This is a genomic window from Levilactobacillus wangkuiensis (assembly GCF_016861605.1).
Classification (GTDB): domain Bacteria; phylum Bacillota; class Bacilli; order Lactobacillales; family Lactobacillaceae; genus Levilactobacillus; species Levilactobacillus wangkuiensis.
The window spans coordinates 1-1,030 of record NZ_BOLM01000055.1 but is presented as its reverse complement, the minus strand read 5'-3'; the positions used below and the strand labels follow the sequence as shown (position 1 = coordinate 1,030).

Annotated in this window: 1 protein-coding gene; it reads left to right on the top strand. The window is 41.7% G+C overall.

The window, feature by feature from the left end; all coding sequences use genetic code 11:
- Window positions 1–124: 124 nt before the first annotated feature.
- A complete protein-coding gene (locus JUF13_RS14390) occupies window positions 125–1,018 on the top strand; it encodes an IS982 family transposase (protein ID WP_203640204.1) in 894 nt (297 codons plus the stop codon).
- Window positions 1,019–1,030: the final 12 nt, after the last annotated feature.

The following is a 1,030-nucleotide window of genomic DNA, read 5'->3' as shown; positions in this document are numbered from 1 at the left end:
ATAACGCGTAGTGCTAGTCGTGTAATATTTGCTGGATAGAATCTTGAATCAAATCAAATAGTATGCAAAAAGCCCGCATTTGCGGTAGCTTCTAAGGTGACTAAACCAGAAAGAAGAACCGTAAATGCAAGGCCTCCTTAAAACTATCCCAAAATCCAATTTAATTCAAGAGACTATCCGAAAATTCATCAGAATTATTACACCAGTTTACCAACTTTTGCCAAAATATATTCGCTTCCGTCAAAATTATCAACAGCTGAAGGTCAGTGATATCACTATTATTGCCTGCATGCTTACGCGAATAGACTTACGGGATCCATCAGAAACACACTTCCACCAAACTCTAATAGCGGCGGGCATTATCGTCCCAGAACGTAGCCGTTACAACCGCCGATGTCGAAATCTTCTTCAAATAATGAAGCTGATTCGGTGGCAATTATTGAAGAAATATCGTCACAACACGACCTATGAAATCATTGATAGTGCACCAATCACATTAGTTTCAGCAAGACGTAGCAATCAAGCTAGAGTCTTACAAGGTGTTGCCAATAAAGGCTTTAATGCCACCAAACAGTTGTATTATTATGGTTTCAAACTACATGCGGTAATGGATAATAATGGATACTTTGTGAACTGGGAACTAACAGCAGCCAACGTTGATGACCGAAAAACAGTAGAAGAATTATTAGGAAAGACTCCAGCCCATCAGGTTCTAGCGGATGGTGGTTATCTTAGCCGTCCCCTTCAGCAACAGCTGAGAACGCAAGGAATTAATTTCTGGTTCCCACTGCGAAAGAACATGCGCGACTCAGGCCACGTTAACTCTTCATTTTTGAAGAATCAACGGCGACACATTGAGACTGGTTTTAACAATCTCAATACCGTTGGCCACTTTGAACACCCAGGAACCTGTACACTAATCGGCTTAGGCAGCCGATTAGCGGCACTGTTCTTGTGGAATACACTTAAGGTTCATAGCAACTTGGTTCGTGGTCGAAGTGGATTGCGAATAGACTAGCACTACGCGTTA